Source organism: Pedobacter frigiditerrae, from assembly GCF_004331645.1.
GTDB classification, from domain to species: Bacteria; Bacteroidota; Bacteroidia; order Sphingobacteriales; family Sphingobacteriaceae; genus Pedobacter; species Pedobacter frigiditerrae.
In genome coordinates, this window is sequence record NZ_SJSK01000002.1 from 1,134,643 (window position 1) to 1,158,961 (window position 24,319).

Annotated in this window: 25 protein-coding genes; 8 read left to right on the forward strand and 17 right to left on the reverse strand. The window is 39.0% G+C overall.

Going from position 1 to position 24,319, the window contains the following annotated elements:
* Positions 1 to 870: 870 nt before the first annotated feature.
* Positions 871 to 1,902 (reverse strand): chemotaxis protein CheB, encoded by a 1,032-nt coding sequence (locus EZ428_RS11610; protein ID WP_131553305.1) that lies wholly within the window; start codon positions 1,900 to 1,902, stop codon positions 871 to 873.
* 1,757 nt (positions 1,903 to 3,659) lie between these two features.
* Between EZ428_RS11610 and EZ428_RS11615 the strand changes: the two genes are divergently transcribed.
* Entirely contained in the window at positions 3,660 to 4,559 is a 900-nt protein-coding gene (locus tag EZ428_RS11615; RefSeq protein WP_131553306.1) for a type IV toxin-antitoxin system AbiEi family antitoxin domain-containing protein, read from the forward strand.
* Here EZ428_RS11615 and EZ428_RS11620 read toward each other — a convergent pair.
* On the reverse strand, positions 4,556 to 5,449 hold the full coding sequence (locus EZ428_RS11620) for a nucleotidyl transferase AbiEii/AbiGii toxin family protein (protein ID WP_131553307.1): 894 nt from the start codon (positions 5,447 to 5,449) through the stop codon (positions 4,556 to 4,558). The two genes, EZ428_RS11615 and EZ428_RS11620, sit on opposite strands and share 4 nt — an antisense overlap.
* A gap of 142 nt (positions 5,450 to 5,591) precedes the next feature.
* Here EZ428_RS11620 and EZ428_RS11625 point away from each other — a divergent pair, with 142 nt between their 5' ends.
* Entirely contained in the window at positions 5,592 to 6,338 is a 747-nt protein-coding gene (locus EZ428_RS11625) for a hypothetical protein (RefSeq protein WP_131553308.1), read from the forward strand.
* On the opposite strand, the gene EZ428_RS11630 is transcribed toward EZ428_RS11625, so the two are convergent.
* Positions 6,335 to 6,610 (reverse strand): hypothetical protein, encoded by a 276-nt coding sequence (locus EZ428_RS11630; RefSeq protein WP_131553309.1) that lies wholly within the window; start codon positions 6,608 to 6,610, stop codon positions 6,335 to 6,337. The genes EZ428_RS11625 and EZ428_RS11630 overlap by 4 nt on opposite strands.
* Before the next feature lie 604 nt (positions 6,611 to 7,214).
* Between EZ428_RS11630 and EZ428_RS11635 the strand changes: the two genes are divergently transcribed.
* Genes EZ428_RS11635 through EZ428_RS11645 form a run of 3 tightly spaced genes read left to right on the forward strand, consistent with a single transcriptional unit; the run spans position 7,215 to position 9,274 of the window.
* Positions 7,215 to 7,955, forward strand: a complete 741-nt coding sequence (locus EZ428_RS11635) for an SDR family oxidoreductase (RefSeq protein WP_131553310.1) — start codon at positions 7,215 to 7,217, stop codon at positions 7,953 to 7,955.
* Positions 7,956 to 8,006: 51 nt separating this feature from the next.
* Entirely contained in the window at positions 8,007 to 8,498 is a 492-nt protein-coding gene (locus EZ428_RS11640; protein WP_131553311.1) for a DUF1097 domain-containing protein, read from the forward strand.
* Positions 8,499 to 8,521: 23 nt separating this feature from the next.
* Positions 8,522 to 9,274: an SDR family NAD(P)-dependent oxidoreductase gene (locus EZ428_RS11645; RefSeq protein ID WP_131553312.1), complete on the forward strand. Its 753-nt coding sequence runs from the start codon at positions 8,522 to 8,524 to the stop codon at positions 9,272 to 9,274.
* A gap of 98 nt (positions 9,275 to 9,372) precedes the next feature.
* Here EZ428_RS11645 and EZ428_RS11650 read toward each other — a convergent pair whose 3' ends face one another.
* The 7 genes from EZ428_RS11650 to EZ428_RS11685 all read right to left on the reverse strand — a co-directional run bounded on the left by EZ428_RS11650 (position 9,373) and on the right by EZ428_RS11685 (position 16,331).
* Positions 9,373 to 10,314, reverse strand: a complete 942-nt coding sequence (locus EZ428_RS11650) for a helix-turn-helix domain-containing protein (protein ID WP_131553313.1) — start codon at positions 10,312 to 10,314, stop codon at positions 9,373 to 9,375.
* Between the two features lie 155 nt (positions 10,315 to 10,469).
* Positions 10,470 to 10,823: a hypothetical protein gene (locus EZ428_RS11655; RefSeq protein WP_205945670.1), complete on the reverse strand. Its 354-nt coding sequence runs from the start codon at positions 10,821 to 10,823 to the stop codon at positions 10,470 to 10,472.
* A gap of 1,150 nt (positions 10,824 to 11,973) precedes the next feature.
* Positions 11,974 to 12,876, reverse strand: a complete 903-nt coding sequence (locus tag EZ428_RS11665; protein WP_131553314.1) for an alpha/beta fold hydrolase — start codon at positions 12,874 to 12,876, stop codon at positions 11,974 to 11,976.
* Positions 12,877 to 12,932: 56 nt separating this feature from the next.
* Positions 12,933 to 13,778, reverse strand: coding sequence for an alpha/beta fold hydrolase (locus EZ428_RS11670; RefSeq protein WP_131553315.1), 846 nt, complete (start codon positions 13,776 to 13,778; stop codon positions 12,933 to 12,935).
* Positions 13,779 to 13,830: 52 nt separating this feature from the next.
* Positions 13,831 to 14,697: an SDR family oxidoreductase gene (locus tag EZ428_RS11675; protein WP_131553316.1), complete on the reverse strand. Its 867-nt coding sequence runs from the start codon at positions 14,695 to 14,697 to the stop codon at positions 13,831 to 13,833.
* Between the two features lie 84 nt (positions 14,698 to 14,781).
* Positions 14,782 to 15,330, reverse strand: coding sequence for a TetR/AcrR family transcriptional regulator (locus EZ428_RS11680; protein ID WP_165501754.1), 549 nt, complete (start codon positions 15,328 to 15,330; stop codon positions 14,782 to 14,784).
* A gap of 107 nt (positions 15,331 to 15,437) precedes the next feature.
* Positions 15,438 to 16,331, reverse strand: a complete 894-nt coding sequence (locus tag EZ428_RS11685) for a LysR family transcriptional regulator (protein WP_131553318.1) — start codon at positions 16,329 to 16,331, stop codon at positions 15,438 to 15,440.
* Positions 16,332 to 16,443: 112 nt separating this feature from the next.
* Between EZ428_RS11685 and EZ428_RS11690 the strand changes: the two genes are divergently transcribed.
* The gene (locus tag EZ428_RS11690; protein ID WP_131553319.1) at positions 16,444 to 17,316 is read left to right on the forward strand and encodes a DMT family transporter; all 873 of its coding nucleotides are present in this window, start codon (positions 16,444 to 16,446) and stop codon (positions 17,314 to 17,316) included.
* 314 nt (positions 17,317 to 17,630) lie between these two features.
* On the opposite strand, the gene EZ428_RS11695 is transcribed toward EZ428_RS11690, so the two are convergent.
* From EZ428_RS11695 to EZ428_RS23990, 7 genes are all read right to left on the reverse strand, one after another.
* Positions 17,631 to 18,551: an NADP-dependent oxidoreductase gene (locus tag EZ428_RS11695; protein WP_131553320.1), complete on the reverse strand. Its 921-nt coding sequence runs from the start codon at positions 18,549 to 18,551 to the stop codon at positions 17,631 to 17,633.
* 4 nt (positions 18,552 to 18,555) lie between these two features.
* Entirely contained in the window at positions 18,556 to 19,398 is an 843-nt protein-coding gene (locus EZ428_RS11700; protein ID WP_131553321.1) for an SDR family NAD(P)-dependent oxidoreductase, read from the reverse strand.
* Between the two features lie 47 nt (positions 19,399 to 19,445).
* Positions 19,446 to 19,901, reverse strand: a complete 456-nt coding sequence (locus EZ428_RS11705; protein WP_131553322.1) for a hypothetical protein — start codon at positions 19,899 to 19,901, stop codon at positions 19,446 to 19,448.
* Positions 19,902 to 19,916: 15 nt separating this feature from the next.
* Positions 19,917 to 20,636: a hypothetical protein gene (locus EZ428_RS11710; protein ID WP_205945672.1), complete on the reverse strand. Its 720-nt coding sequence runs from the start codon at positions 20,634 to 20,636 to the stop codon at positions 19,917 to 19,919.
* Between the two features lie 78 nt (positions 20,637 to 20,714).
* Entirely contained in the window at positions 20,715 to 21,302 is a 588-nt protein-coding gene (locus EZ428_RS11715) for a TetR/AcrR family transcriptional regulator (protein WP_131553323.1), read from the reverse strand.
* Between the two features lie 212 nt (positions 21,303 to 21,514).
* Complete coding sequence (locus EZ428_RS11720; RefSeq protein WP_131553324.1) at positions 21,515 to 21,838, reverse strand: antibiotic biosynthesis monooxygenase family protein; 324 nt, start codon at positions 21,836 to 21,838, stop codon at positions 21,515 to 21,517.
* Between the two features lie 210 nt (positions 21,839 to 22,048).
* The gene (locus EZ428_RS23990; protein ID WP_165501755.1) at positions 22,049 to 22,276 is read right to left on the reverse strand and encodes a hypothetical protein; all 228 of its coding nucleotides are present in this window, start codon (positions 22,274 to 22,276) and stop codon (positions 22,049 to 22,051) included.
* Between the two features lie 161 nt (positions 22,277 to 22,437).
* On the opposite strand from EZ428_RS23990, the gene EZ428_RS11730 reads away from it, so the two are divergent.
* Positions 22,438 to 23,322 (forward strand): oxidoreductase, encoded by an 885-nt coding sequence (locus EZ428_RS11730; protein WP_131553325.1) that lies wholly within the window; start codon positions 22,438 to 22,440, stop codon positions 23,320 to 23,322.
* Between the two features lie 101 nt (positions 23,323 to 23,423).
* Positions 23,424 to 24,230 (forward strand): AraC family transcriptional regulator, encoded by an 807-nt coding sequence (locus EZ428_RS11735; RefSeq protein ID WP_205945674.1) that lies wholly within the window; start codon positions 23,424 to 23,426, stop codon positions 24,228 to 24,230.
* The last annotated feature ends 89 nt before the right edge of the window (positions 24,231 to 24,319 follow it).

Here is a 24,319-nt window from a genome sequence, read left to right on the forward strand (position 1 = left end):
GGTCGCGAAATAGATCTAGAGACAGCAGAAAAAATTTTAGAATTGAGCATGACCTAGCTGCTCTTTCAGTTAAGAAGAAATTGACATTGCTTTAAGAAATGGTGTTCGAGAAGCACCATAAAGATGGGCAATGTTGCTCGAACTTTAAAAAATGCAATAAATATGCGAAAAATGAGGTCTTAGAAAAGATTGGGTTTTAGAAAAAAACAAGTTATTCTAACGAATACCACAAAAAGTTCCTTATAGGAGTAAAAAAGGCCAAAACCATTAAGATTTTGACTTTTGAAAATTTCGGGGTCAGTGGCGGTGCGTAATTCGAACCATTTTGTGGACGAATTGATTGAAATTGGGGGTTTTTCGAAAATTCTTGATGAAAAATTCGCAAAGTGAGGTACTACTCTACATCCACACTTTTAATCTAATCAAATCTATCACAAATACATTTTTAGAGATTGTTGAATAATTAACCACCCCATCATAGATAATGGGCCTTATAAATGGACTGACGTAATCCAGTGACCACTTTCCAGATAACCCCCGGAGATCATCTAATTCCTGTTTCATAGCCTATTTCAGACGTTTATTTACTAGTTCAGAAAGAAATATTACAACTAGGGCAAAATGACACGGACCTTCGAGTTCCGCATTATTAGAATATGTTTTAGTTAAATCTGGATTGTGAAAGAGGATTTCATGAATTCCATTAGGTTTTCATTTGGGCTCTTGATCCTGTTGAGTTTTAATATCTAGCGACCCCAGAAATGAAAGGGATGGCTTCCCAATAAACCCACTAGGACTTTGGTTATAGCACGCCATGATATATAAGCACATAAACTTTAGCCAAGCTTTAGAGTTCGATATCTTAAAAGCTTAATCAGGCGTATTTTCTAATACACCCCTGTCATCCGACTTCAATATTTTTCTGATCCTATCGATATGTACCTGTGAAGCCTCTGCTCTTTCCATCGAAGATTTCGCCGAAGCACCACTCTGGCTTTTTGAGAACGTAGTCAAAAGATTCCGACGCTCCTCAAACATGCGAAGCGCCGTCCACATCGTTTCCTCTATCTTTTTGGTCTGTTCAGAAATTAGCACCTTTGCCGTGTAAGAATGTCCAGTATGGCATCGGAACCGAAGCAAAGGCCCTTCACTAATTTGCCAAAGCACTCCGCCGCACCCGGGGCAGTTGAACGGTACCTGATCACCTAATGCATTTACTGAAGGGAGGTCACTTAGCACCCTTTCAGCAATCTCAGACTCTCGAACAATGTCTTTTGGAATCTTCACTTGCTTTGGAAGCTTATCCAAAAGGATCCTTGTTAGGGTTACCCCCATCTGAGAAATAGGGATTTTAAAGTCTGCCCTCACCTGACCAAGTGCATTATTTGGCATATCGGGATATTCCGCATCAGAGGGATCCTGTACAATACAAATCCCGCCACACCTATTAATTGCCATTAGACCAGCAGTTCCATCATCCAGATATCCAGTCAGTATAATTCCGATGGCTCTATTGCCATAGGCGACCGCCGCCGACCGAAAAAGCGGATCGATCCCAGGTCGGTAGCGGTTTTCTTGGGCTCCCTTTGTTACCATTAACCTTCCACTAGAATCTATCAGCATATGATGATCAGGTGGTGCAAAATAGATATGCGCTAATTTGGCCTGCATCCCAGCTGTGGCGTGAACGCATGTCAGCTTGCCAGCTGAATTCAACGTGTCTATCAATACTTTGCCCGTAGCATCTGCCGAGATGTGCATCACTACTAAAATCGGCGCCGGAAAATCAATTGGGAGATGTTCAACAAATTCCTTTAGCGCCTCAAGCCCTCCTGCCGAAGTGCCAATCACTATCAATCTGTCGAGATCCTTTACTGTGATTTTCTTTTTAGTGGTTTTCATATTGGCTGGGATTTAATAAAGGAATAGTTCCACAAGTTGTGAACGCTTATCTAATAAGAAGAAAAAGTGGTAAATTGTTTCATCACCGATGATATCGGCGGTAATACCAACCAGTTTGCATATTGGAGTACTTAAAAGCTGCTTCACTCAAACAACTATGGCTGACTTTTGGCTAGGCAACGAATGTTATAAAAAAGTAAATCATTCGTTCTCAAATAATTCATGAACTCTCGTACCAAATGCAATATTCTCCACTTGATGCTATTTATAGCCACAGAATTGTATTAGAGCATATTAACGTTCTAAAAAGCCAAATCTCAGACAAATATTAAACAAAAAAAACGCACAACTATTTGAAAAACAAATAATTATGCGTTTAAGTGGAGAATATCGGAGTGGATATTTCATCAATTGCGTCCTCTAAACGCTGTTTTTGATACTCCAAAAGGGGTTTTTTATCTGTCATTTTGGGTAATTTGGCTGAGTTTTGGCAGAGTTTTCAATGTTAAAAATCATCAAAAATCTACCTTAATAACTATTTTAACTGCTATTTATAAATTTTTGCTATTATCTAATTTACGAAATTTAGCTGAATTTTCAAAAAAAACTTCAAAATTGTGAGTGGATAATTTCATATTCTACACTGCTCATATTTCCGAAAATTCTGAAAAATTTCTACTACAACTCTAAAATTTTCATGGCTGAATTTTACCCATATTTTTTTTATGCTTTTTCGTGTTTTCTTAATTAGTCTGATCGGCTCCAAAGAAAAACAAAAATACGCTCCAATCATATTCAAAGGTCGTTTATTCAGTCACCTAACGTTGAGAATAAAACATTCGCCACAAACATATTACTGAAATTATCCTCCGATATTTTAATTGAGCTTGGCTGAGTTTTTATCATCAACAGTACCTAAAATGACTAAAAATAAAGGGAAAAATTGAGTTTTTTTTGAACGCATTTTTTAGGCGATTTTTGGAAGTTTTCATAAGCAGTTCTATTGAGCAATAATGATGCTTTTATAAGATTTATAGAACACTAAGACGGAGTGATTTGGGCTGACTGTGAAATTTGGTTTGATTGCATATTTCAATAAAGCTGTCAAGTTGTATTGCGACAATACAAATAGTGTTTTTGTCGCAATACTTAATATCGCGACAAAATTGTTATATAAATCTGACTACAAACTCCCTTTATGGAGACAGTTTTACAACTATCAATACCGTAAAGGTATTTACATTCATTTGTCATATTTTATATATAATATACGTAATTTAAAATATTCTATATATATTGTATACCATAAAGTATATATACTTTATGGTAATTAATAGTATTAACCCTAGTTAACCCAAACAATCTTCCTATATATCGTTTAGCGCACTTCAGATTGTCATTTTAAATCCTTAACTTTGTTATACCAAAAGTATATATACTTTTGGTAATTATCACATTAATATAATATTACTCCTATACAGTTATAGCAGGGCTTTCTATTAATACCCTCTAAATATTCACTTCGTACTCCATTATCACAGCCAGCTACAAATTTGTCCTTGCATTTTTTTAAAAAAATGCACACGGCATACTTGATTTTTAAAAAAAATGTTGTAACTTTGACGACAAGGTATATATACCTTGTCGTGTTTAATTAAAATAGCCAACTATTATCTTTAACCCCTCTTGACAATGTCATTTTAAATCATTAACTTTGGAATACAAAAAGTATATATACTTTTTGTAAATGATATAAAATGGCAGGTATTTCACGATTTACGACTTCCTTAAAAAGCATCGTTAAGCAATTTACCGATAGCAACAAAAACTTATTCACCTATTCAGAAATTGAGGGGATATTTGAAGATGGAAGGCAGTCATGGCGATTACCTCAATCAATGACAACCGATAAATTCTTAATGCAACTTATTGAGAAGACTGATTTTAGAGAGATCGAACTGAACTTTTCCAGTGTTGAATCCAGGAGACTATTCATGTATGGAAATGCTACGCCCGAAGAAATTGCATCTGCATCATTTAATAAAGCCTACCTATCTCATTTTACGGCCTCAAGTATGAATGGTCTTACTGAACAAATACCAAAGACCATATATGTGACAGTTGAACAATCAGCCAAGCACGAAATTGTGCCAGAAATAGCTAGACGTGGGTTAATACAAGAAAATATTGACAAAGCTTTTAAAAAGCCACAACGAACGTCTGAGGCAATAGCAGATTGGGAAGGGGTAAAAATCGTATTACTTAGAGGTAAGTCAACTGGCAACCTAGGTGTAAAATCTATAGGCTCAGCAAGGAACTTGCGAGTAACAGACATTGAAAGAACTCTCATTGACATGACAGTTAGGCCTTCTTATTCCGGAGGAATATTTGAAGTGCTCAAAGCATACCAAAATGCAGGAGAAAACAGTAAGGTATCTGTCAACAAACTTTTAAGCTATCTCAAAAGAATGGACTTCATTTATCCTTATCACCAAGCTATAGGCTTTTATATGGAAAAATCAGGCGCATTTAAAGAGCAACAATTAGAAAAATTCAGGGAACTTACTGGAGAATATAAATTTTACCTTGCATACGATATGCAGGAAATGGAATTTTCAGAAGATTGGAATATTTATTATCCAAAAGGACTTCGTTAATCCAATACATTTTCGAACATGTCTAGGACATAGTTAAAATAAAAATCAAACCCGTTCTCTTTAGCTTCTTTGTCCTTGATGGTATCAATCAGTCCATCAAAATCCAATCTATGGATATCTTTCATTGTCCTGATTTTTTTCAGGTAAGTATGGGGAACTTTTTTTGCATCAAACACATGCCCTAGTATTTCTTTGAAAGATGCTGATGATGCATCAAACGGAGCGTATTGTGTAAGCACATAAATATCATAGAAATCACGCGCTCTCGCACGATCTTTTTCAGGCTTACTCTGATGCAAGATATCTGTGGTGTATTCGGGTAATTTCTGACAAAGTGCCCTGATTTTTTCTGCAACAATCAGTTCTGGAGCATATAATTGGTATCGAATGTGGTCGATTTCCCTTGTTACAACATGCCCTCCAACATATTCAAATTTACTGATATCGATGCTGAATTTAGGGGAGCCTCCTGGATTTAAAGCCAATGCAAATTTTGAGCTGGCTAAAGCCAAATCCCCATTGATCTCTTTAAATTTCTTCTCTTCTATAAGCTTGAAAAGAATGTTATACCCACCCCAAAACCCAAAGTTCTGGGTCTGTGTTTTGGGTTTGTCCAAAAACTCATATTCAAAACAGACGTAACCATTTAAGGCAAAACCTTCAACCAATAGCTCCTCTATTCTATGGGCAACTTTATCTTTATCAGGAAAATCCTCTTCCAATGAATAATCTAGATCATACGATGCCCGGTCTTCCAGCCCATAACCCAGACTAATTGCATTGCCACCTTTAAGGATCAGTAATTCATATAAATCATCGTCTGACACCAATGACGTGATTACAATTTTCTTTATTTTGTTAATAAGGTCTAGATCAAGTTTAATCGCCATATAAATTCGGAAGACTCATGATGACTTCACATGTAAAGATAAGATTATGTTCGCATAAAGAACCTATTACCTCTTGCTTCAAGGTATATTGCAAAAAATGGCCAAGAGTAGCATAATACTATTTTTATAATTATTTTTAACTATGGAGAAACAAATACTTGATGAACTGAAGGAACTAAGAATGGCACTTGTAAAATTGGTGGGTACAACGTACCTTCCCAAAAGCAAACAACTGTCACCCAATGTATTGGACAAGGCTGCCGATGAATTTAAAAAACTGCAGAAGCAAAGCGATGCATGGGTAACTGAATATGATCTTTATAAATATTTTAAGGATTCTCACTACGGGGTGGGCAAATTCATAAGGGAAGAATTCAAGTTTACCAATTTTTTCATCAAGGGAAAATCACACTATTACAACAGAGTAGATATCCAAGCCTTGGCTAAAGAGCTGAAAGCAAGGAACGTCAACCTAAAAAGGTATATGGAACTCAAGGCGGACAGGGAAAACTTTAACAAAAAGATAGCCTCTGCCCTATCGAACAAAAAGCAACATAAGAACAGACCCTACCTGCTCGAAGAAGACCTATCTGACATCAACACTTCCAATCCACCAAGACCTTCGGCTGAGATCATCAAGGAAGATCTAAAACGATTGGAAGAAGAGTTTTTTGAATATAAATTGGAAGAGTACATAGATATATACAAGGGAAATTATGCCATGGTCAAATTTGAATATCACTTTTCAAAATACATGAAGAGCGAAATAAAGTCGCGAACTAAAAAATGGTGTGAAAATTTCAATTATGCCAACAAGGCACTTGAACTACTGACCAGCAAAAAATCAAATTTCATTCCCGTTAAGGACGAAGAAAGATATCAACTTTAATGTTCGGCTCTTCTTCGGCGGACTTGTATCTTAAGCACTTCCGACTCTAGGTACATTGCCTTTTTTCTGCCCTTGACCAATTGCGGCTTGACGACACCGTCATTGATTGCCTTTAAAAAGACGGCATTGCTTGCACCCGTTATTTTTAGTGCGCCTTCTTTAGTTAATAACTGATCCTGTTGCAGTACACTTTTGAGTTCCTCTTTGATAATCGCCCTCATTTTTTCAAAAAATTCATCCACCGTAATGGATTGTAGTAGAATAGTCTCCATTTAATTAATGATTAAAAGCTGAAGATATAAATTTGCAACAATACAATAAATCTAAATACCTATGTTCTTTGTTTGCAAATTGCGAACACGGAACAATTAAAAAATATCCAAAGAATAATTAATATTTTGGAGGGCTGACTTATGACTGAGTTGTAAGTACAAAAATATATTAAGAACTGATTATAATCTCCTTACATGGAAATAATTTTTAATGAAGTATTCTCCACTAATATCATTGCTAATCTTCCCGAGACTGTGTACTTTTCAAGAAATTTATTTGATGACTTGACTAGAATTTCAAAGATTGACGAAGATCCTTTGGAATAATTCAAGGTTTAATTGCCATCATTGCATTTTTGGCAAACCTCATATTCACCTCTCTTATTCATATAAGACCTGCGCCAGCATGATATTGATTTGCCGCATCGTTTTGTTATAGTGCCCATTTTCATGGTAGATTTTTATTCAGATCAGCTGAATTTGACTTTTAAAATTATAGTCTTTGAATTTTGCATATAATGCTTTGGATCCTGCATTTTTCCCCTCTGTTTTAAGTAGACCTTTGGTATATCAAAAAGAAACAAAAACTTAAAATAACAACAACATGAAAAATTTAACAGGAAAAGTAATCTTAGTAACCGGAGCATCAAGAGGAATTGGAGCAGAAATTGCAAATACATTAGCCGCTCGCGGGGCCAAAGTAATCATCAATTTTGCGGGAGATGAAAATGCAGCTGAGCAGCAGTTGCAGAAAATAAGAGCAAACGGTGGCGATGCTATTGCCATCAAAGCTGATGTGAGCAAAACTGACGAGGTAAAAAATCTTTTTGATGCTACCATCGCCCGTTATGGAAGAATCGATGTGCTGGTTAACAATGCCGGTATCATGATTACAAAACTCCTTAAGGATACAACCGATGAAGATTTCACCCGTCAGTTTGATATCAATGTAAAGGGAACTTTTAATACGATGCGAGAAGCAGCTACCAAGCTTGCCGACAATGGCAGCATTATTAATTTCTCTTCAACCACCACCCGGGTGATGATGCCCACCTATAGCACCTATGTAGCTTCGAAAGCCGCAGTTGAACAACTTACCCGAGTATTTGCCAAAGAAGTTGGTGCAAGGGGCATAAATGTGAATTCCGTATCTCCAGGACCTACCAATACCGAGCTTTTCACGAAAGGGAAACCACAAGAGGTTATCGACCGTCTTGCCTCACTTTCAGCTTTTAACCGCATCGGTGAGCCCGAAGATATTGCAAAAATTGTTTCCTTCCTTGCCAGCGATGATGCCAAATGGATTTCGGCACAGAATATCGGAGCTAATGGCGCCATGGCCTAACTGAGCAATCAATAATCAAATCATAATCCACAACCATTAATCTTAAAATTTATGAAAACGTTTATAACCGCAATCATTTTCGGCCTGTTCGGTGCAGTTGCAGTAAGTATATCCTTCGCCATGGCATGGCCAACATGGGTAATGTTCATCGCCTGGGTAAGCTATTACCTATTTGGGAAGACGGTATTGTCCTCACTTAAAGCCTTCATACAGATAGGGCTTGGCATCCTGATGGGCGTGCTGATTCAGCTAACTGGAGGCGTACTGGGCAAAGTGATTGGCACTTTGGGCTTTCCGATTGCCGTGTTCATCTTTATCGGATCACTAGCCTATTTCGCCAGAACAAAAACGCTGAATAATATTCCGGCGTGGTTCCTGGGGTTGATCGTCGTATTCGGTGTACACCCACCCTTGGCCCCACTCCCGATCTTACAACTAGCCATTCCATTATTCTTTGGGTTTTTATTCGCCTGGCTTAACGACTCTGCTGTAGAAAAAGTAAACGCCCAAAAAACCAACCATTCTCTTAACCAAAATCATTAACAAACATTTTAACTATTCAAATCATGACAAATTTAACAAATAAAGTAGCATTGATCACAGGATCAGCAAGAGGCCTAGGTAAAGCAATCGCAGAACGTTATGCAGCATTGGGTGCAGACATCATCATTAACTACTCACGCGATAAGGCATCAGCAGACGAAGTAGTGAGCAACATCAAAGCCATGGGCGTAAGGGTAATATCCGTAAAGGCAGACGTTAGCAAGGTAGCAGATGTACAGCGACTTTTTGCAGAAGCGATCAGTACCTTCGGCAAGATAGATATCGTAGTGGCAAATGCAGGTATCGAACTGGTAGAAACGCCGGTAACCGATTTTACCGAAGAGCAATTCGACCGTGTATTTTCCATCAATACCAAAGGCACCTATTTTACGATGCAGCAGGCCGCCAAGCACGTAACCGATAATGGCCGTATCATTTATGTCGCCTCAAGTACAACATCATACCCAGTCCCGGGAATGGCGGTGTATGGAGGTAGCAAGACCACTCCAAAATACCTTGTAGAAATCCTTTCAAAGGAGATTGGCTACAAGGGAGTTACGGTAAATACCATTATCCCATTCGCGGTTGACCATTCTGGAATCTTTGCGGAAGCCGATAGCTATCCAGAACTCCGCAAGCAACTGTTAGACAGCTGCCCAATGGGGCGTTTGGCAGAAGTAGAAGATGTGGCCAATGCGGCAGAGTTCTTTGCAAGTGACCTTTCTTCGTTCATTTCCGGCCAGCACCTTTTGGTAAACGGTGGGGCGACCAACTAAGCTAAAATATTAGCGGGCAACTATTTGTTTTGACTGGCATGAAGTAAAATTCATGCCAGTTTTTTATATGGGCATTTCTGCAATTAGGAGGAGAGTTTTTACCCCTTGGAAAGATTGAGGATGTGTTCACTGCGAAAGCTGGCAGGGGAAATCTTGGTGTGCTTCTTGAAATAGTTGCTAAAGTGTGCCGATTCAGAAAATCCCAACCTGAAACTGATTTCCTTGATTGAAATAGATGAATTCTGCAAAAGGGACTTTGCCTCCGCTATGGTCTTTTCCGCTATCCAAGTACCAATTGCTTTTCCTGTCTTTGCCTTGATCACGCTGCTGAGGTAATTGGGATGCAGGTTCTGGTCATCCGCATATTCCTGTACACGGTAGGCACGATCCAACATGCCGCTACTTAGGTCCCGATAGTGCTTTTCAAGGAGTCTCTTAAAATTCTTTACGATATGCGAACTCCTGTTGCCCTCGTATATGGGATTATAATCAAGCCAAAAGTACTCCTTGATCTTCAGCAGCAGCACAACAAAAAGATTTCCGATAAGGCGGTTGCGAAATGGCGAATGGGACACATACTCCTTGTGAATCTGTAGGTAAAGTCGTTCAAATTCTTCAAATACCTCGGGGGCCAGCACCCGTGCCGGAAAGGTTTCGGCCAGCAAAAAGGGAAACTCCTCGAATATATCTGCATGTACATTCTCCTTTAAAAAGGATTCGCTAAGGGTGATCAGATAAACCTCCTCGACCTCTGCCCAATCGAATGATCGAGAGTGTCCGGGGTTGGTAAAATAGACAGTACTGGGACGGATATCGAAACGCTGTTCATCGATCGTGTAGTTCCCCTGACCGTTCTTCACAAATGCAAACACAAAAAAATTCAGCCTGCTGATGGGCGAGCGAATGGTAATCATATCCCTGATGTCCGCAAGGTTGAAGATGGTGAAATCGCTCTGTCGGTCGATTAGCGAGACAGGTAATCCAAGATGCTTGTACTGTTCATGGAGATCATTGAAAATCCTTAACTTTTCCTCTTTCATGCGCGTCGAATTCTTGTTAAAATTACCAAGTAATTCCGTAATACACAATCTGCCATGAATTGCCATAACGAAATAAGGGTTTTGGCGCTTAGAACCAAAACCCACATCTGTCGCTGCTGACTAAATAAATTTGAAAATGAGGTGCTGTCGAAATGCTATTTTTTTACTGTTGGATACTGAAAATAGATCAGTGCAAGATTCATTAACAGAAAAGGTACCTCGATCATTGCACCCCTGATATCCATTATTGAAAGTTGGAGGCACAAGATCAAAAGGATCAGGGAGGCCATCAGTACATTGCCGACCACATACGTTTGTGGGAACAGCACCATTATTGCCGCCAATATGGTCAGTCCCCCAAGTACCTTCACCCAAAACCTGCTAAAATTGAACTTACCGAACATCTCCAACACAACTTCGTTCCCATTGAACATAGCTATGCCCTGCTTGAACCCCATTATGACCACCACAATCAGCAGTACGGCCGTAAAAATTCTTATCATTATCATTTTTCTCTGTTTTTGTTAAACAAAGATCCGGATTGGATGGGCTAAGGAATTGCGAGAATCAAATGAAGTGTTGCAAATAACAAAGATAGTTTGCTATTCAATCACAGCGACCCAGGATAATGTTTTCTAGTTTGAGCTAAAAGGGTTCCTATACTCCAAAGGGAAAAAGCAGTCTTCTTTACAAAAAGCTAATTGAGGGATTGAGGATACTCAAATCCCAATTGGTAGGCAATCTCACTCACGGATAAATTGGTACTAGCTAATATTTCTTTTGCTTTTTCAATTAAATAATGGGTGTGTTCAATCTGTAAGATTGCGGAGCATATCGCTCAAGTAATCGGCCGATACATTTAATTTGGACGAGACGTATTGGACCGTGGAAACCCCCAATGCCTGCACCTGCCCAGCGTTAAATAATGGGTCAGTATCTTTTCCTCCTTTATCAACAGACCGTTGTTTGCCGTCCGTCGGGTTATAAATTGCCTGTTGGAAAAACCGTTGTAATAATTTAGTAACAGCTCGATGTGGGATACCATAACATCCTGGCTATAATTATCAATGGGAAAGGCAACTTCCTTGGCGATATTGCCATCACTGTGTCCAAAATTATTTCCTCACTTTCAGATAGATGCAGGGCTTCATTTACCTCATAATTGAAATAGCCAAACGTTTTCATCGTCAAAGCGTTTGATTTCCTCAAAATTTATCACACTCACCAGCGGATTTGTAGGCTTTGATATTTCCAATATCCGTTGCCGATCGGCGATGGCGCTAAAACATGTGGTTGAACCAGATAATTCTTCCATCGTCACATAGCTGAACTGCAGCCAACATTTCTTTTATAATTATAGGCTCATAATGAATAGACCGCCTTAATTCAGGCAGAGTGATTTTTTCTGCCGATTGAATGGTTAAAAATGCTGTCTCCATAATTACTTTTTCATGCAGGAATAAAGCAGCAGGATAGGGTGTCAGGAGCCACGGTCCACCGTGATTTATATAGCCTTGACGACTTAGCAGGCTGATTTACCTTGAAATCCAAAAAAGTGATAATGAAAACAGCAGGATCTGAATTAACTTTTATCTTAAATTTGATTATGTGTTTGCAAAAACAAAATTAGAAATCTCTTTTCAAAGTTTCCTTTCCTCATTATTTTAAGAAATTTAAGGCCTCATTTACAAACATTGCTGGGTACTGGAAAATAGAACCATGTCCGGAATCTGGATACAAATTTAGTTTAGCGTTAGGTATTTCCTGGTACATTAAATACGAGTTAATTGTTGGGACCATAATATCATTATTTCCATTAACAATCAAAACTGGTATTCTGACATTCCTTAGCTGACTTACTGCATTTGCGTCTGGCTGAGCCCATCCTAAGATTGATTTTAACTGTGCCTGTATCGCTGGCATTTCTGTGTCAGGGTCGCGGTTTAACTTCCTTTTATTGATCCTGTTTAATGATTGCTGTCCGAACAAGCGGCTCGACGGCGTTGTATTATAAAATAAATAGAGTTTTTGTTCATCAGGCGTCATTCCTGCAGATGCGGTCAACGGCTTTACAATATCCGCGAGATTCTGGCTGCCCTTTGGACCAGTCCCTGCGAGGATCAGCTTATTTACCAAGGTCGGCTCATCAAGCGTGATCTGCTGAGCGATAAACCCGCCCATAGAGAAGCCTAAAAGGTTAACTTTTTTGTAACCCAGCGCTTTAATGAAACTGATTGCATCCTGAGCCATCGCTTCAATATTATCAGGGGTTTGACCTTCAGAAGCACCGATCCCTTTATTATCGAATAACACCACCTGAAACTGTTTTGCCAGGCCATTGGTTACCGCTGGGTCCCAGTTATCCATCGTCCCCGTGAAATGCTGTAAAAGAATGAGCGCTATACCCTCTTTTTTTCCAAATGAACGGTAAGCATATCTGTTACCGTTAGCCTGTATAAACTGTGTAACTGCGGTCTGGTGATAATCAATAGATAGCTGGGCGAAGGTTGAGGCACTGGACATGCCGAAAAAAAATGTAAAAAGTATGAAAATGCGTTTCATGATTATTGATTTAAAGCGGCCAGATAAAATTATGACCGCGGGTTTATGTTAAATTATTATTTCTTGTTAAGGAATTGAGTTACATCTTGCACGAACTCATCCGGATATTGAAACAAGAAGCCGTGTCCAGAGTCAGGATATAATATAAGTTTGCTGTTTGTTAAGTGCTGAAACAAATTATAAGAGTTTATAGTTGGCACCATAATGTCATTGTTGCCATTAACAACCAGGACTTCATGTTTGATCTCTTTCAGACGCGGAAGTGCCGGATTGGGAATACCCCATTTGCCTATTGCACTGGCCTGAGCAATTAGTACGCCAGTGGAACTTGCGGGTTCAAGATCATTGTTACGCAGGTGACGACGTTCCCAAAACGCCCTACCAGCATTCTGACTGTTTTCACTGGGTGAAAAAAAAAGATATAAAAAATTCTCAAGTGAAGGTACCTCAGTGGTTGCTGCAATAGTCACTTCCGGGGTGTATTCTTGCATATTCTGTCCGCCCTCCGGACCTGTTCCCGCAAGCACCAGCCGCCTTACCAGATCCGGTCGGTCTAGAGTAATCTGTTGTGCTATAAAACCTCCTAAAGAAAAGCCGAGCAGATCAACCTGTTGATAACCCAGGGCTTCAATGAAAAGAACGGCATCTTTGGACATTCCTGCTATTGTATCAGGTGTTGTTCCACTTGTTAAACCGATACCAGTGTTAGAGAACAGTATTACTGTTCGGCGAGTTGCCAATCCGTCTGTAATACTTGGATCCCAGTTTTCCATAGTCGCCCTAAAGTGGCCAAGCATTAGCAAAGGGACTCCTTCTTCTTTACCAAACTTCCGGTAGGCAAAACGTATTCCACCAGCCTCGATAAATTGATTGGGCGCTGTAGTATGTGTATGTTGTAGCATTGTATTAATTTGTTTAATGTTTAAGTTACTATGTTCAAAGGACTATAACTATCTAGGAGTTTATCCCTAACATCCGTTGTACGTGAAGGCTGATTTGGTGTGTGCTTTCATTAATTGATTCAATCACAGGCTGTCCATCTCCCAGCCCTATCGCCGTCCATATAGTCCTTTCAGGTTTTGAAGTATCAATTATTTTTGCAATTAGTTCAGCTACCTCATTCGGTTCGGGGCTGTCAGGACTAGCCGCAAATAAATAACCGATGCCTTGTTCTATTCTGGCTCCGTACTCCCCGTAACGATCTGCTGCTTTTGGGTTGTCAGCAGGCATAATCTTACTAAAAAGATCTGTTGCCGGGTAAGCTCCTGGTTGAATAATAACCGAATCAATGCCAGTCTCTCGTAATTCGTAATGAAGGGTTTCAGCAAGTGTATCTATGGCTACCTTTGTCGCGCTATAAGCGCCGAGATAAGGCAAATGGAGTCTTGATAGCCCTGAGGATAGATGAATTATCAGTCCACTGTTAGCTTGATGCATATACGGCAAGACTGCCTTATTCATTCGATCAGCACCAAAGACATTCACCTGAAAAATCTCTTCAAGCTGTCTGGTACTAACCGTTTCTGATAAACCCCATATTAACAAGCCTGCGTTATTTATCAGCACATCAATTCCACCGGCGTCCTGTGCAATCTGACTTATAGCATTTTTCACAGATTCATCGCTGGTTATATCCAGCTCGACGATTCGAATGTCAGCATTATTTTGTTCTGCCCAAATGTTAAGGTTTTCTACAACCTTTGCATTTCTGGTCCTGAGATTTCGCATTGTAGCATAAACAATATGACCCTGCTTTGCTAATGTTTGCACTGTCAATAGTCCAAAACCGCTTGAACTTCCTGTAACGATGATTTTTTTCATGATTTAATTGATTGTGACTGATCGTTGTTCTAAATACATTTATAAACCATACAGACCAGTCTGTTTTATATGGATAAATTTTTTTTATATCATACTCTTAACAATGCCCAGGGCGCTTTTCATCTCTGCGGTACTTTTGGTTATAGTAGCGGTTACAGTCGACCCTTCCAGTAAAAAGTAGAGCGTATCTGTCAAGTTTTCATTTGAGAGATCTTGCTGTTCTTTGAGAAGGACAACCTGTTCTCTGATTAAACGCCTTAAACGGTCCTTATTTTCTTTAACAACATTCAAAACAGCTGTTTCATCACACTTTACCTCCGCCTTTATTTTTAAGAACGGACATCCGATGAAACCCGAACTCTCATAAGCATAAATGTGATATTCAAAAATTGCAAGGATTTTTTTTCTTCCTCCATTACTGTCCTTAATAAATTTCTCCAGATCACTAAAAAAATTGCGTGACTGCTGGTTAAGATATGCAAGTAAGAGATTGGACTTCGATGGGAAATGACTATAAAGTGACGCTTTAGCAATTCCGGCTTCTTCTATGATTTGATTAATTCCGGTGAGATTATAACCTTGTGTATAAAAAAGCCTAGATGCTGCATCTAATATTCTGTGTTTAACATTCATTTCTATCATAGCGACACAAAAATAGAAACAATACTGAACATACAAGTCTGTATAGTGTCATAACTTAATATTCTTCTGACATTTAACTGGTGATTAGGTATAACACATTACCTGTTCGTATTTATGCCTTTAGCCGGAAGTTCCTTGTAGTCTTGCACAAAAGCGTTTAGAGCTTTTGATTGTAATGCATCATTGCGGTATATAAGGATGGTGGTAAGCGTTGCTAATTCTTTATTCAGGCTTAGGGTTTTAACACTTCGTTGAGAATAATAAAGATTAATTATTTCTACTGGTAAAATGCTGATTCCTAAACCTGCCTCGACAAAGTTTATGATACCTTCTATTGAATTAACGACAATCGCTTTAAATTGAATAATCCCCTTGGAATTCAGCCAGGATTCCAGCCGTGTCCGGAAAACACACCCATGGTCAAAAACAATTATCTTCAGCGGGATTTTATTTTTTAATATTGAGGGTAGCGAAACTGAGTTTCCGGGTAGAATAACGGCCAACTGCTCTTCCTTTATAACCTGCTGCTGAAGTTCAGGAATATTAACAGGCGAAGAGACAAATGCAGCATCAAGATTATAACTTAAAACATCGTTGATAAGCGTAGGCGTTAGTGCAGATTTGAACTCAATATCTACAAATGGCTGACGGTTGGAAAAATCCTTCAGTATTTGAGGTATTTCAAGCGCTATCGTGGTTTCAATACAGCCGAGCCTTAACGTACCGCTAATTTCATCTGAATTGCTGATTTCTCTTCTTGCTTCCTCTAACAGATGCAAGATCTGACTTGTATAATTCATTAAAATTTGGCCGGATTTGGTTAGTTCAGTTTTTCGTGTATTACGTTTAAATAGTTCAGTTCCTAACTCCTTTTCTAGGATTTTAATCCTTGCAGTTACATTTGATTGCACGGTAAACATGGTCTCAGCCGCGCGTGTAAAACTGTTATGTACAGTTACTGCTTTGAAGATCTTTAAATCATTAAAATTCATAATCACTAATTATGATAAATCACATCATTATAAATCATTTTTACAGACCAAAAATACAGAATATATTTGCTTTACCGTAATGATTTAATGTCAACATTAAAATATATGCCGAATGAAAGATAAGCTACTCCCAGGATTGCTATTCGCTATATGCTGGTCAACCGGATCTGTTGCAGCGAAATTTGGAATACAATCAGCAGATGCATTAATACTGGCAAGCCTAAGATTTATAGGAACTGGCATAATTTTGAGTCCTTACTTTATCTATCGCACAAAAAGAGCTTTTTTACCGCCAAGAGAGGAATGGAAGCATGTTATAATATACGGAATATTAAATACTACGTTGACTTTGGGAGCCTTTTTCGCTGCACAAAAGTACGTGACATCGGGGGTGAGTATGTTATTCATAGCCATAGCGCCCTTATTAATCTCGCTACTCTCTTCTATCCTTTTGAAAAGAAAACTTAGTATTTGGGAGATAGTAGGTATGCTTGTAGCATTCGCTGGACTGGTAATCTGCTCGATGCCCGAAATAAACAATGGAAAGATTAAATTGATCGGCATTGTTTATTTGTTAATATACATTATTTCGTATGCCATAAGCAGCGTATACTATTCAAAAGCGCGCATAACTGTACAGCCGGCAGTTTTCAACATCTGGCAGGTTTTTATCGGTGGTATTGTGCTTTTACCTATTAGCTTTCTTCTTCATAGTGCGCAAATAAGATTTATAAATGCAACGCTTTTCATTTCATTGGGATGGATGATAATAATACTTTCATTTACTGCAAACCTTCTTTGGCTGTTCCTGATAAAAAAGGATGCAGTTGCCGCCGCCGCATGGCTTTACCTTACACCCGTATTCGGGTATTTATGGGGTTTCCTTTTTCTCAAAGAAAGCATTGACTACAATGCCGTAGCAGGAACGGTTCTGGTAATCGTCGGATTAGTAATTGCGAAGAAGACGGAAAAAGCAAGAACTTAAATGCAAATTGATAAGGGAGAAATAACATAATTTCCGCATCGTTTACTCACTACATCTACCTTTAAGAAAAGTGTAGCATATAATTTTTAACTGATAGTTACTCAAATAATCTATTGCCCGTTACTTATCTCTCCCCTTTTCTATTTTTTCAGACAGCATAATAAGCGGCTTTATATCATTTGTAACCAATGCATAGGATAATAACATAGGATTCTATCCCAAAAGATATGGTGTTGATAAAATAGACTTCAGCAACCGTTAAAAAAAAGACCGGTGTCTAGAATGGACCCGGTCTTGTTAAGTGAATGTAACTGTTATTCAATTATTAAAATATTTTTACCTTTCGAATGACCAGCTTGCTGATATAAAAGGGCAGGAACCAAGTCTTTGAAAGAAAATATCTTATCAATGAATACTTTCAGTTCTCCCGCCTCAATCAGATCTACAATTTTTTGAAGACTATTGCTGTTTGAAGTGTATAAAAAATTAGTTGCGGAAACATCAAGGCTTAATGCCAGTTCCTGTGATGCGGGTAATGTTAATGATACGTATTTACCACCTTTTTTAAGCAGCTGCAAGGTTTGTTCAGAAGATGCAACACTATCTAATATAGCGTCAAAATCATTTGGCAATGTCGAAAACTCATTCCGATAATCGAAAACCTCATCAGCTCCAAGGGATTTTAGGAATTCAGCATTTTTTTCAGATCCAACGGCTACGACGTAGGCGCCTTTGATTTTTGCCAGTTGAACAGCGAAAATACCAACACCACCTGCTGCTGCTTGGATAAGAACTTTCTGGCCGGACTGTATGTTCAGTTTGTCAGTAAGCGCCTCTAAGGCGGTTTGACTTGCCAATGGAACACCTGCTGCTTCGAAAGCAGTTAAATTCGATGGCTTCAGTACAACTAGGTTTTCATCAATGGGTGCGTATTCAGCAAATGCACCCTGATTTTGAAGGGTGAAACTTCCGATAACCTCATCACCAACCTTGAATTTGCTAATATCCGAACCAATCTGCACAACAGTTCCTGAAAAATCGCTGCCCATGATATAGGGTGTCGGCATTCCCAGAACATCGAACATATTATAAGCCGGTGCCATCCAGTCCACGGGATTTATTCCGGCCGCAAATATTCTCACAAGTATTTCCTTGCCCGCAGGCGCAGGCTTTTGAATTTCCCTAATTTGTATATCCTCGATCTGTATCGGTCCAGTTATTTCAATAGCTTTCATATCTCTATATTTTATCTGATGTTAAACGATTAATTCCATGTGCTTTATCAGAAACTTCTTTCCACTGTTCCCACTCGTCCATTTTTCGCTGATACGCTTCCCTGACTGCCGGATAGGCAACTTTGCCGAGAAGTATGCGCAAAGGCGGATTTTCCGCATCTGCAAGCTGCAGGATCGCTTCGGCGGTAGCCTTCGGATCCCCGAAAAGATCCGGATCCGGATTACCGAATATTGCATCCTTGATGGGCTGATATTCTGGCATTGGTATGGTCTGCACAGCCGAGGCACTTCCCCATTCTGTTGAAAAACCATTAGGCTCCACTAAGGATATCTTTATCCCAAAACCTTTCACTTCAGATGCAAGCGTTTCGCTCAGGCCTTCAACGGCAAATTTTGTCGCATTGTAAAGTCCCAGGGCCGGAAGCGTTGTTATGCCAAGAAAACTTGATACCTGGATAATGTGACCGCTTTTTTGCTCCCGCATTACCGGAAGAACCGCCTGTGTAAGCCATAACAGGCCAAAGAAATTCGTCTCAAACAGTTCCCGTGCCTGCTTTTCCGTTGTTTCCTCGACTGCACCGAACACTCCATAACCAGCATTATTGATCAATATATCAATCCTACCAAAATGTGCCCTGGTCTTTGCTACAACGTCTATTCCCTGCATACGGTCGTTGACATCCAGTTCAAGTGGCAGAATAAGATCGCCGTATATTTTCTTTAGGTTTGACAGAGCGTTTATGTCTCTGGCTGTAGCAGCAACTTTATCGCCGCGTTTTAAAAATTCTTCGGCCCAGATTCTACCAAATCCACGTGAAGCGCCTGTAATCAAGATTATTTTTGACATATTTCAGAGTTATTTATGACCTTTCGGTCTTTTTTTGTTTAAAAAAATTATTTATTTACGGATACAAATGCTATGATATCAGTGATCTTACCGTCCTTGAACAAGAATATATTTTCTCCGTTTAGCACGTCACCTAATTTCCAGGTGGCCCTGGCTACATTGTTAAGTGTTTTAACCTCCACTACCGTAAAATTCTGACCTGGGAATTTTTTATGGATTTCGTTTACAGTGTTGTTGAAGTCTTTACAATTGAAATGCTCAAAAAAAGTATCAACTATATGAAAATCAGAACTATAAATTTTACCCATTTCGCTTAATCTTCTCTCACTACTACTATTGTTTAAAACTTCGAAATGTTTATATACCGCTTTATCCATAACCGAAACGGGTGTTACTGCAGCATGTTTTATTTGTATCTGTGTCTGTGCATTTAAATGAACAGCGGGAATTGTGAGGGAGCCTAAAATTAGAACGACGCCCAATAGTGTTTGTATCTTTTTCATTTTACGTGACTTTCTTTATTTAAAAGAGACTTCAGTTAGTTCTGCCGATACCACCAAGAAGTCTTTTATCGGATCGTTGTTCTCATCGGGTGGATATACTAGTCTTTTGGTAGGTACCATAATCCCGTTAAACTCCTGATAGTCGTGAACATAATGAGCGCCGGATGCCCCTTTGGAGATCTCCACATCGTAATCCAGCCTTCGCAGCAGTCCATCCGGTCCAAAATAAAATTTCTGCTCTTTTGAATGGTAAGCCAGATAATCTGGGAAGGTAGCTTTCAGGGCGCGACATTTTTCTCCATTCTCCATTCTGCCTTCAACTTCCTCAACCTTAAATCCATCATAGGTCAGCACAAAAGGAAGTGTGAGATAGGTCCATGTAGCGTAAGCGTTGAAATAAGCCAGATGCAAATCATCCCAAGGGGTTTCCATGGTGTGGCCTTTGAAAGCTTCCCGGGGATGGGTTCTCTCTTTGATGACACTTCCGTCTGGTGTCTCGATAGCGATCGTTCCGTTCTGAAAATGGCTTCTCTGACCAGCTTTCAAAAATGGCTCGTTAAAGTAGATCTGTTCATGGAGCTTTGCCCTGATTGTGCCAGTTGATGCGAACCCGGGTACCTGTTTGGATTCCCAGAGCACTCCACCGACCTTCATCGTTACAAAAGCCTCGGAAAGCGCATTCCATCTTTTCATGCCTCCGTGGGCATCTACTGCTAATTGAAGTAAATCGTTCATTTTTTTGTTGTTTTAAAAATGTGAATATTTAAGTTATTTCGTTTATGACCGATTGGTCATTTTTAATGCAAAAAAAAATTATAGTTCCCATCTGCTGATTTGCTCCAAAAGGTTGGCTTTTATAACCTGCATCTTTCGATTATTTCTTGCAACCCTGCAAATGAGCTGCCCGCCCTCTATCATGGCAAACATTACCAAAGCAAAGTCTTTATAGTTCCACTCGTTGCTGAACTCTCCTTCATCAATACCTTTTTTAATTATATCCGATATGATCTGCTGACTGAAAACAACTGCCTCATTGACTTTTTTGGTTACTACTTCGTTGGTATCATCAGCCTCCATTCCAAAATTGAGCATAGGACAACCTCCCTCTACGATCGGATTTACTGGCGTGCTCAGCACGTCGATATACGCAATGAGTTTTTCCCTTGCGGACCTGGCTTTGCGAAGCGTCTCAAAAACCTTGCTTCCTAGCAGCTGCATGTTATAATCTACTACCGTCATTACCAATTCATCTTTATTCTCAAAATGGACATATAGGCTTCCTTTTGATAACTTCGTCGCATCCATAATATCACTCATCGCAGTAGCTGCAATACCTTTTTTGTTAAAGATAGGTGCGGCACTTTTGATTATCATTTGTCTGGTTTCTTCTCCTTTAGTCATGACAGCAATTATTATATTATTGACAGGGCAAAATTAATTGACCGAACGGTCATTTCCAATTAATTCTCAAGTTTTAACATTTCTTTAACATTTCTACACGAAATAGTAATTTAGATACTTTATCATCAATCGCCACCCAAAGATTTTCCTCATCTAAAAGAGGTTTGGTTACCAATATATAATTTAGCTCTGCTCAAAACTTCCTAAATTTGCTACTTAGGTAAAAATGTCCTCACAACCTCATACATTGCCGGTTCGAAACGGGCAATTTCTAGGGCCTCGATGAGATAAGGTGATGCTAACGGATTTGCACGCATTTGTTCATAATCTTCAATACTTGCCCATTGAGCATACATAGTTACCTTTTTACCATCTATACTACGATGTAGGCTGGATGAAATAAAGCCCTTAACTTTTGCAACACCGCTTTCCGTAGCTAGGATGAGGAGATCTACCAATTTTTGCTGATTAACAGGCTCAACAATAAAAACATTGATTAATGTTAAGTAGTGATTTTCTTCGGTTATAATTGTCATGATGTATTGTTTTATCTTCGAAAGTAAGTAATAATTTAAAAGTGATTAGTGCTAATAGCGAAAATCCACCCCTTCATTTACCTATTGGTAAAGACTCAATCAACTCTTTCCGAATAAAAGCAGAAAAAATGGACAAAGAGGTAACGAAAAGGGAAGCCCATGCCACAAGTACAGACCGCGAAAAATAACATCATGCTGATCGTATTGTCATTATATTTGTAAGTCAACCAAAACAGCAAAAATATCAAAGGGAGAAGAAACCAAACAATTTATCATAGAAAAGGCTGCACCGATATTTAGTAAGAAAGGAATAGCTCGAACTGCCATGAGTATGGAAGCTTGAGTGATTGGAATTAAAAAGATTTTGCTACTTTGATATTCGCCATGATTGAAGATGGGCAGCTCATTTGCCGTGTCTCCGGTAGTAACAGCAAACATTTTATTTAGGCGAAATATCTAAAGATATTTTTATGGCTAATTCAGTGAATAATATTAATTTTTTGTTGTGAGCTTTTAAACAAAGTATATTTGAGCTTCCTAACAAAACTTGAATTCTCAGTATACTGTACTTTTGTTTCATAAAAACAATAATTACAACAATGGAAAAAGTTTGGTTCATTACCGGCAGCTCCCGAGGATTGGGACGCAGCCTTACAGAAGCGGTTTTAGCGATAGGCGATAAAGTAGCAGCTACTGCCCGAAACACGGATAGCCTAATAGACTTGAAAAATAAATATCCTGGACAAGTTTATGTAATAAAATTAGATGTTACCGATTACCCTGCGGTACATAAAGCCATTGCAGACACCATAGCATGTTTTGGTAGGATAGATGTATTGGTAAATAATGCAGGTTTCGGCATTACTGGCGCTGTGGAAGCATATACAGACGAACAGGTATACAGTCAATTGCAGACGAATTTATATGCACCGATAGAAATAACTCGTGCCGTTTTACCATATATGCGTAAACAACGGTCGGGCCATATTCTGCAGATTAGTTCTATTGGCGGCCGGGTTGGTAGCGGCGGCATAAGCATTTATCAGGCAGCCAAATTTGGCCTTAGTGGTTTTAGCGAAGGCTTGGCCGTTGAGGTTGCACCTTTAGGTATTAAAATAACAAGCGTAGAGCCAGGTGGCTTCCGTACGGACTGGGCAGGTGATTCGATGACTTATGCACCGCATATAGCGGGTTATGAAACAACTGTGGATGTGCGAATGGATGCTTTTAAAAGTGGTAATTTCAAACCCATTGGCGACCCAAATAAAGCTGCCCGTGTAATGATAGACATTGTAAATGATGCAGAGCCACCATTGCACTTGTTACTGGGCAGCGAAGCTGTAGCCATAGTAAAGCACTCAGAAGCTGCTAAACTTAAGGAATTAGAAAAATGGGAAACTATCAGTACATCAACAGATGCAGATGATGCTGAAAATTTTCTGGAAACAGAGCATGGTAAAAGGTATTTAAGTTTAAAAAAGTAATTGCTAATTTAATGGTCGATTAAGTGGTTGGTAGATATATTCATATTTAAGACTACCAATCACTTGATCGACTATATTTTTACGAAAAAATGTTAACCAAAATGCAAAATACCGGTAAACCAAAAATAGGTTATTCCTGCCACTACACTAGCAGCAGGGAAGGTGAGCAATTTGTGCCCGAGCATGTGTTTAGCTACCAGATATCTGGTATTCTGACCATTAGCGATGGTCAAAAGCAATATAAATTCAATCCAGGTGATTACAGGTTCATTCGTCGTAACCATTTAATTAAGTTTAATAAACAACCGCCACCAAACGGCGAATTTAAATCAGTTTCCGTTTACTTGGATCAGCATTCCCTACTTGAATTTAGCATAGCGTATGGCTTTTCACCGAATGGTCATTTTGATGGCGATGCGATTTTAAATTTGAATCCTCAACCCTTGTATAAGAGTTTTATAGAATCATTAACACCTTACCAACAGGAGGATGTACAAATAAATATCAACCTGCAGAACCTGAAGATCCGCGAGTGTATATTAATATTGCTACAAAGCAATCCTGAAATCAAGGATATCTTATTTGATTTTAGTGAACCTGGTAAAATAGATTTGGAAGGCTTTATGGAGAAAAATTTCCATTTTAATGTGCAGTTAAAAAGATTTGCATATTTAACAGGTCGTAGCCTTGCTACTTTCAAGCGAGATTTTAAAAAGATTTTTAACACTACACCAAGTCGCTGGCTTCAAAACCGCAGGCTACAGGAAGCGTATTATCTGCTCAAAGAAAAAAGAAAAACAGCATCGGATGTCTACCTAGAACTGGGTTTTGAAGATCTATCCCATTTTTCTTTCGCCTTTAAGAAAAGATATGGCATTTCACCCTCCAAACTATTTTTACTGATGTAGTACTTTAGAAACCAAGATACCCCACGGTAATACAATCAATAAATTGCCTTCATGGTTATAGGCAAAAGGGGGGATCTAAAGTAGGAAAC

Coding starts and splice junctions, on each gene's coding strand:
- EZ428_RS11675 (WP_131553316.1), bottom strand. CDS start 14,697: ATGAAAAAAATCATCGTTACAGGAAGTTCAAGCGGTTTTGGACTATTG.
- EZ428_RS11730 (WP_131553325.1), top strand. CDS start 22,438: ATGGAAAAAGTTTGGTTCATTACCGGCAGCTCCCGAGGATTGGGACGC.
- EZ428_RS11720 (WP_131553324.1), bottom strand. CDS start 21,838: ATGACAATTATAACCGAAGAAAATCACTACTTAACATTAATCAATGTT.
- EZ428_RS11655 (WP_205945670.1), bottom strand. CDS start 10,823: ATGATAATGATAAGAATTTTTACGGCCGTACTGCTGATTGTGGTGGTC.
- EZ428_RS11690 (WP_131553319.1), top strand. CDS start 16,444: ATGAAAGATAAGCTACTCCCAGGATTGCTATTCGCTATATGCTGGTCA.
- EZ428_RS11685 (WP_131553318.1), bottom strand. CDS start 16,331: ATGAATTTTAATGATTTAAAGATCTTCAAAGCAGTAACTGTACATAAC.
- EZ428_RS11620 (WP_131553307.1), bottom strand. CDS start 5,449: ATGGCGATTAAACTTGATCTAGACCTTATTAACAAAATAAAGAAAATT.
- EZ428_RS23990 (WP_165501755.1), bottom strand. CDS start 22,276: ATGTTTGCTGTTACTACCGGAGACACGGCAAATGAGCTGCCCATCTTC.
- EZ428_RS11735 (WP_205945674.1), top strand. CDS start 23,424: ATGCAAAATACCGGTAAACCAAAAATAGGTTATTCCTGCCACTACACT.
- EZ428_RS11625 (WP_131553308.1), top strand. CDS start 5,592: ATGGAGAAACAAATACTTGATGAACTGAAGGAACTAAGAATGGCACTT.
- EZ428_RS11695 (WP_131553320.1), bottom strand. CDS start 18,551: ATGAAAGCTATTGAAATAACTGGACCGATACAGATCGAGGATATACAA.
- EZ428_RS11615 (WP_131553306.1), top strand. CDS start 3,660: ATGGCAGGTATTTCACGATTTACGACTTCCTTAAAAAGCATCGTTAAG.
- EZ428_RS11680 (WP_165501754.1), bottom strand. CDS start 15,330: ATGAATGTTAAACACAGAATATTAGATGCAGCATCTAGGCTTTTTTAT.
- EZ428_RS11705 (WP_131553322.1), bottom strand. CDS start 19,901: ATGAAAAAGATACAAACACTATTGGGCGTCGTTCTAATTTTAGGCTCC.
- EZ428_RS11635 (WP_131553310.1), top strand. CDS start 7,215: ATGAAAAATTTAACAGGAAAAGTAATCTTAGTAACCGGAGCATCAAGA.
- EZ428_RS11710 (WP_205945672.1), bottom strand. CDS start 20,636: ATGAACGATTTACTTCAATTAGCAGTAGATGCCCACGGAGGCATGAAA.
- EZ428_RS11640 (WP_131553311.1), top strand. CDS start 8,007: ATGAAAACGTTTATAACCGCAATCATTTTCGGCCTGTTCGGTGCAGTT.
- EZ428_RS11670 (WP_131553315.1), bottom strand. CDS start 13,778: ATGCTACAACATACACATACTACAGCGCCCAATCAATTTATCGAGGCT.
- EZ428_RS11700 (WP_131553321.1), bottom strand. CDS start 19,398: ATGTCAAAAATAATCTTGATTACAGGCGCTTCACGTGGATTTGGTAGA.
- EZ428_RS11645 (WP_131553312.1), top strand. CDS start 8,522: ATGACAAATTTAACAAATAAAGTAGCATTGATCACAGGATCAGCAAGA.
- EZ428_RS11715 (WP_131553323.1), bottom strand. CDS start 21,302: ATGACTAAAGGAGAAGAAACCAGACAAATGATAATCAAAAGTGCCGCA.
- EZ428_RS11610 (WP_131553305.1), bottom strand. CDS start 1,902: ATGAAAACCACTAAAAAGAAAATCACAGTAAAGGATCTCGACAGATTG.
- EZ428_RS11665 (WP_131553314.1), bottom strand. CDS start 12,876: ATGAAACGCATTTTCATACTTTTTACATTTTTTTTCGGCATGTCCAGT.
- EZ428_RS11630 (WP_131553309.1), bottom strand. CDS start 6,610: ATGGAGACTATTCTACTACAATCCATTACGGTGGATGAATTTTTTGAA.
- EZ428_RS11650 (WP_131553313.1), bottom strand. CDS start 10,314: ATGAAAGAGGAAAAGTTAAGGATTTTCAATGATCTCCATGAACAGTAC.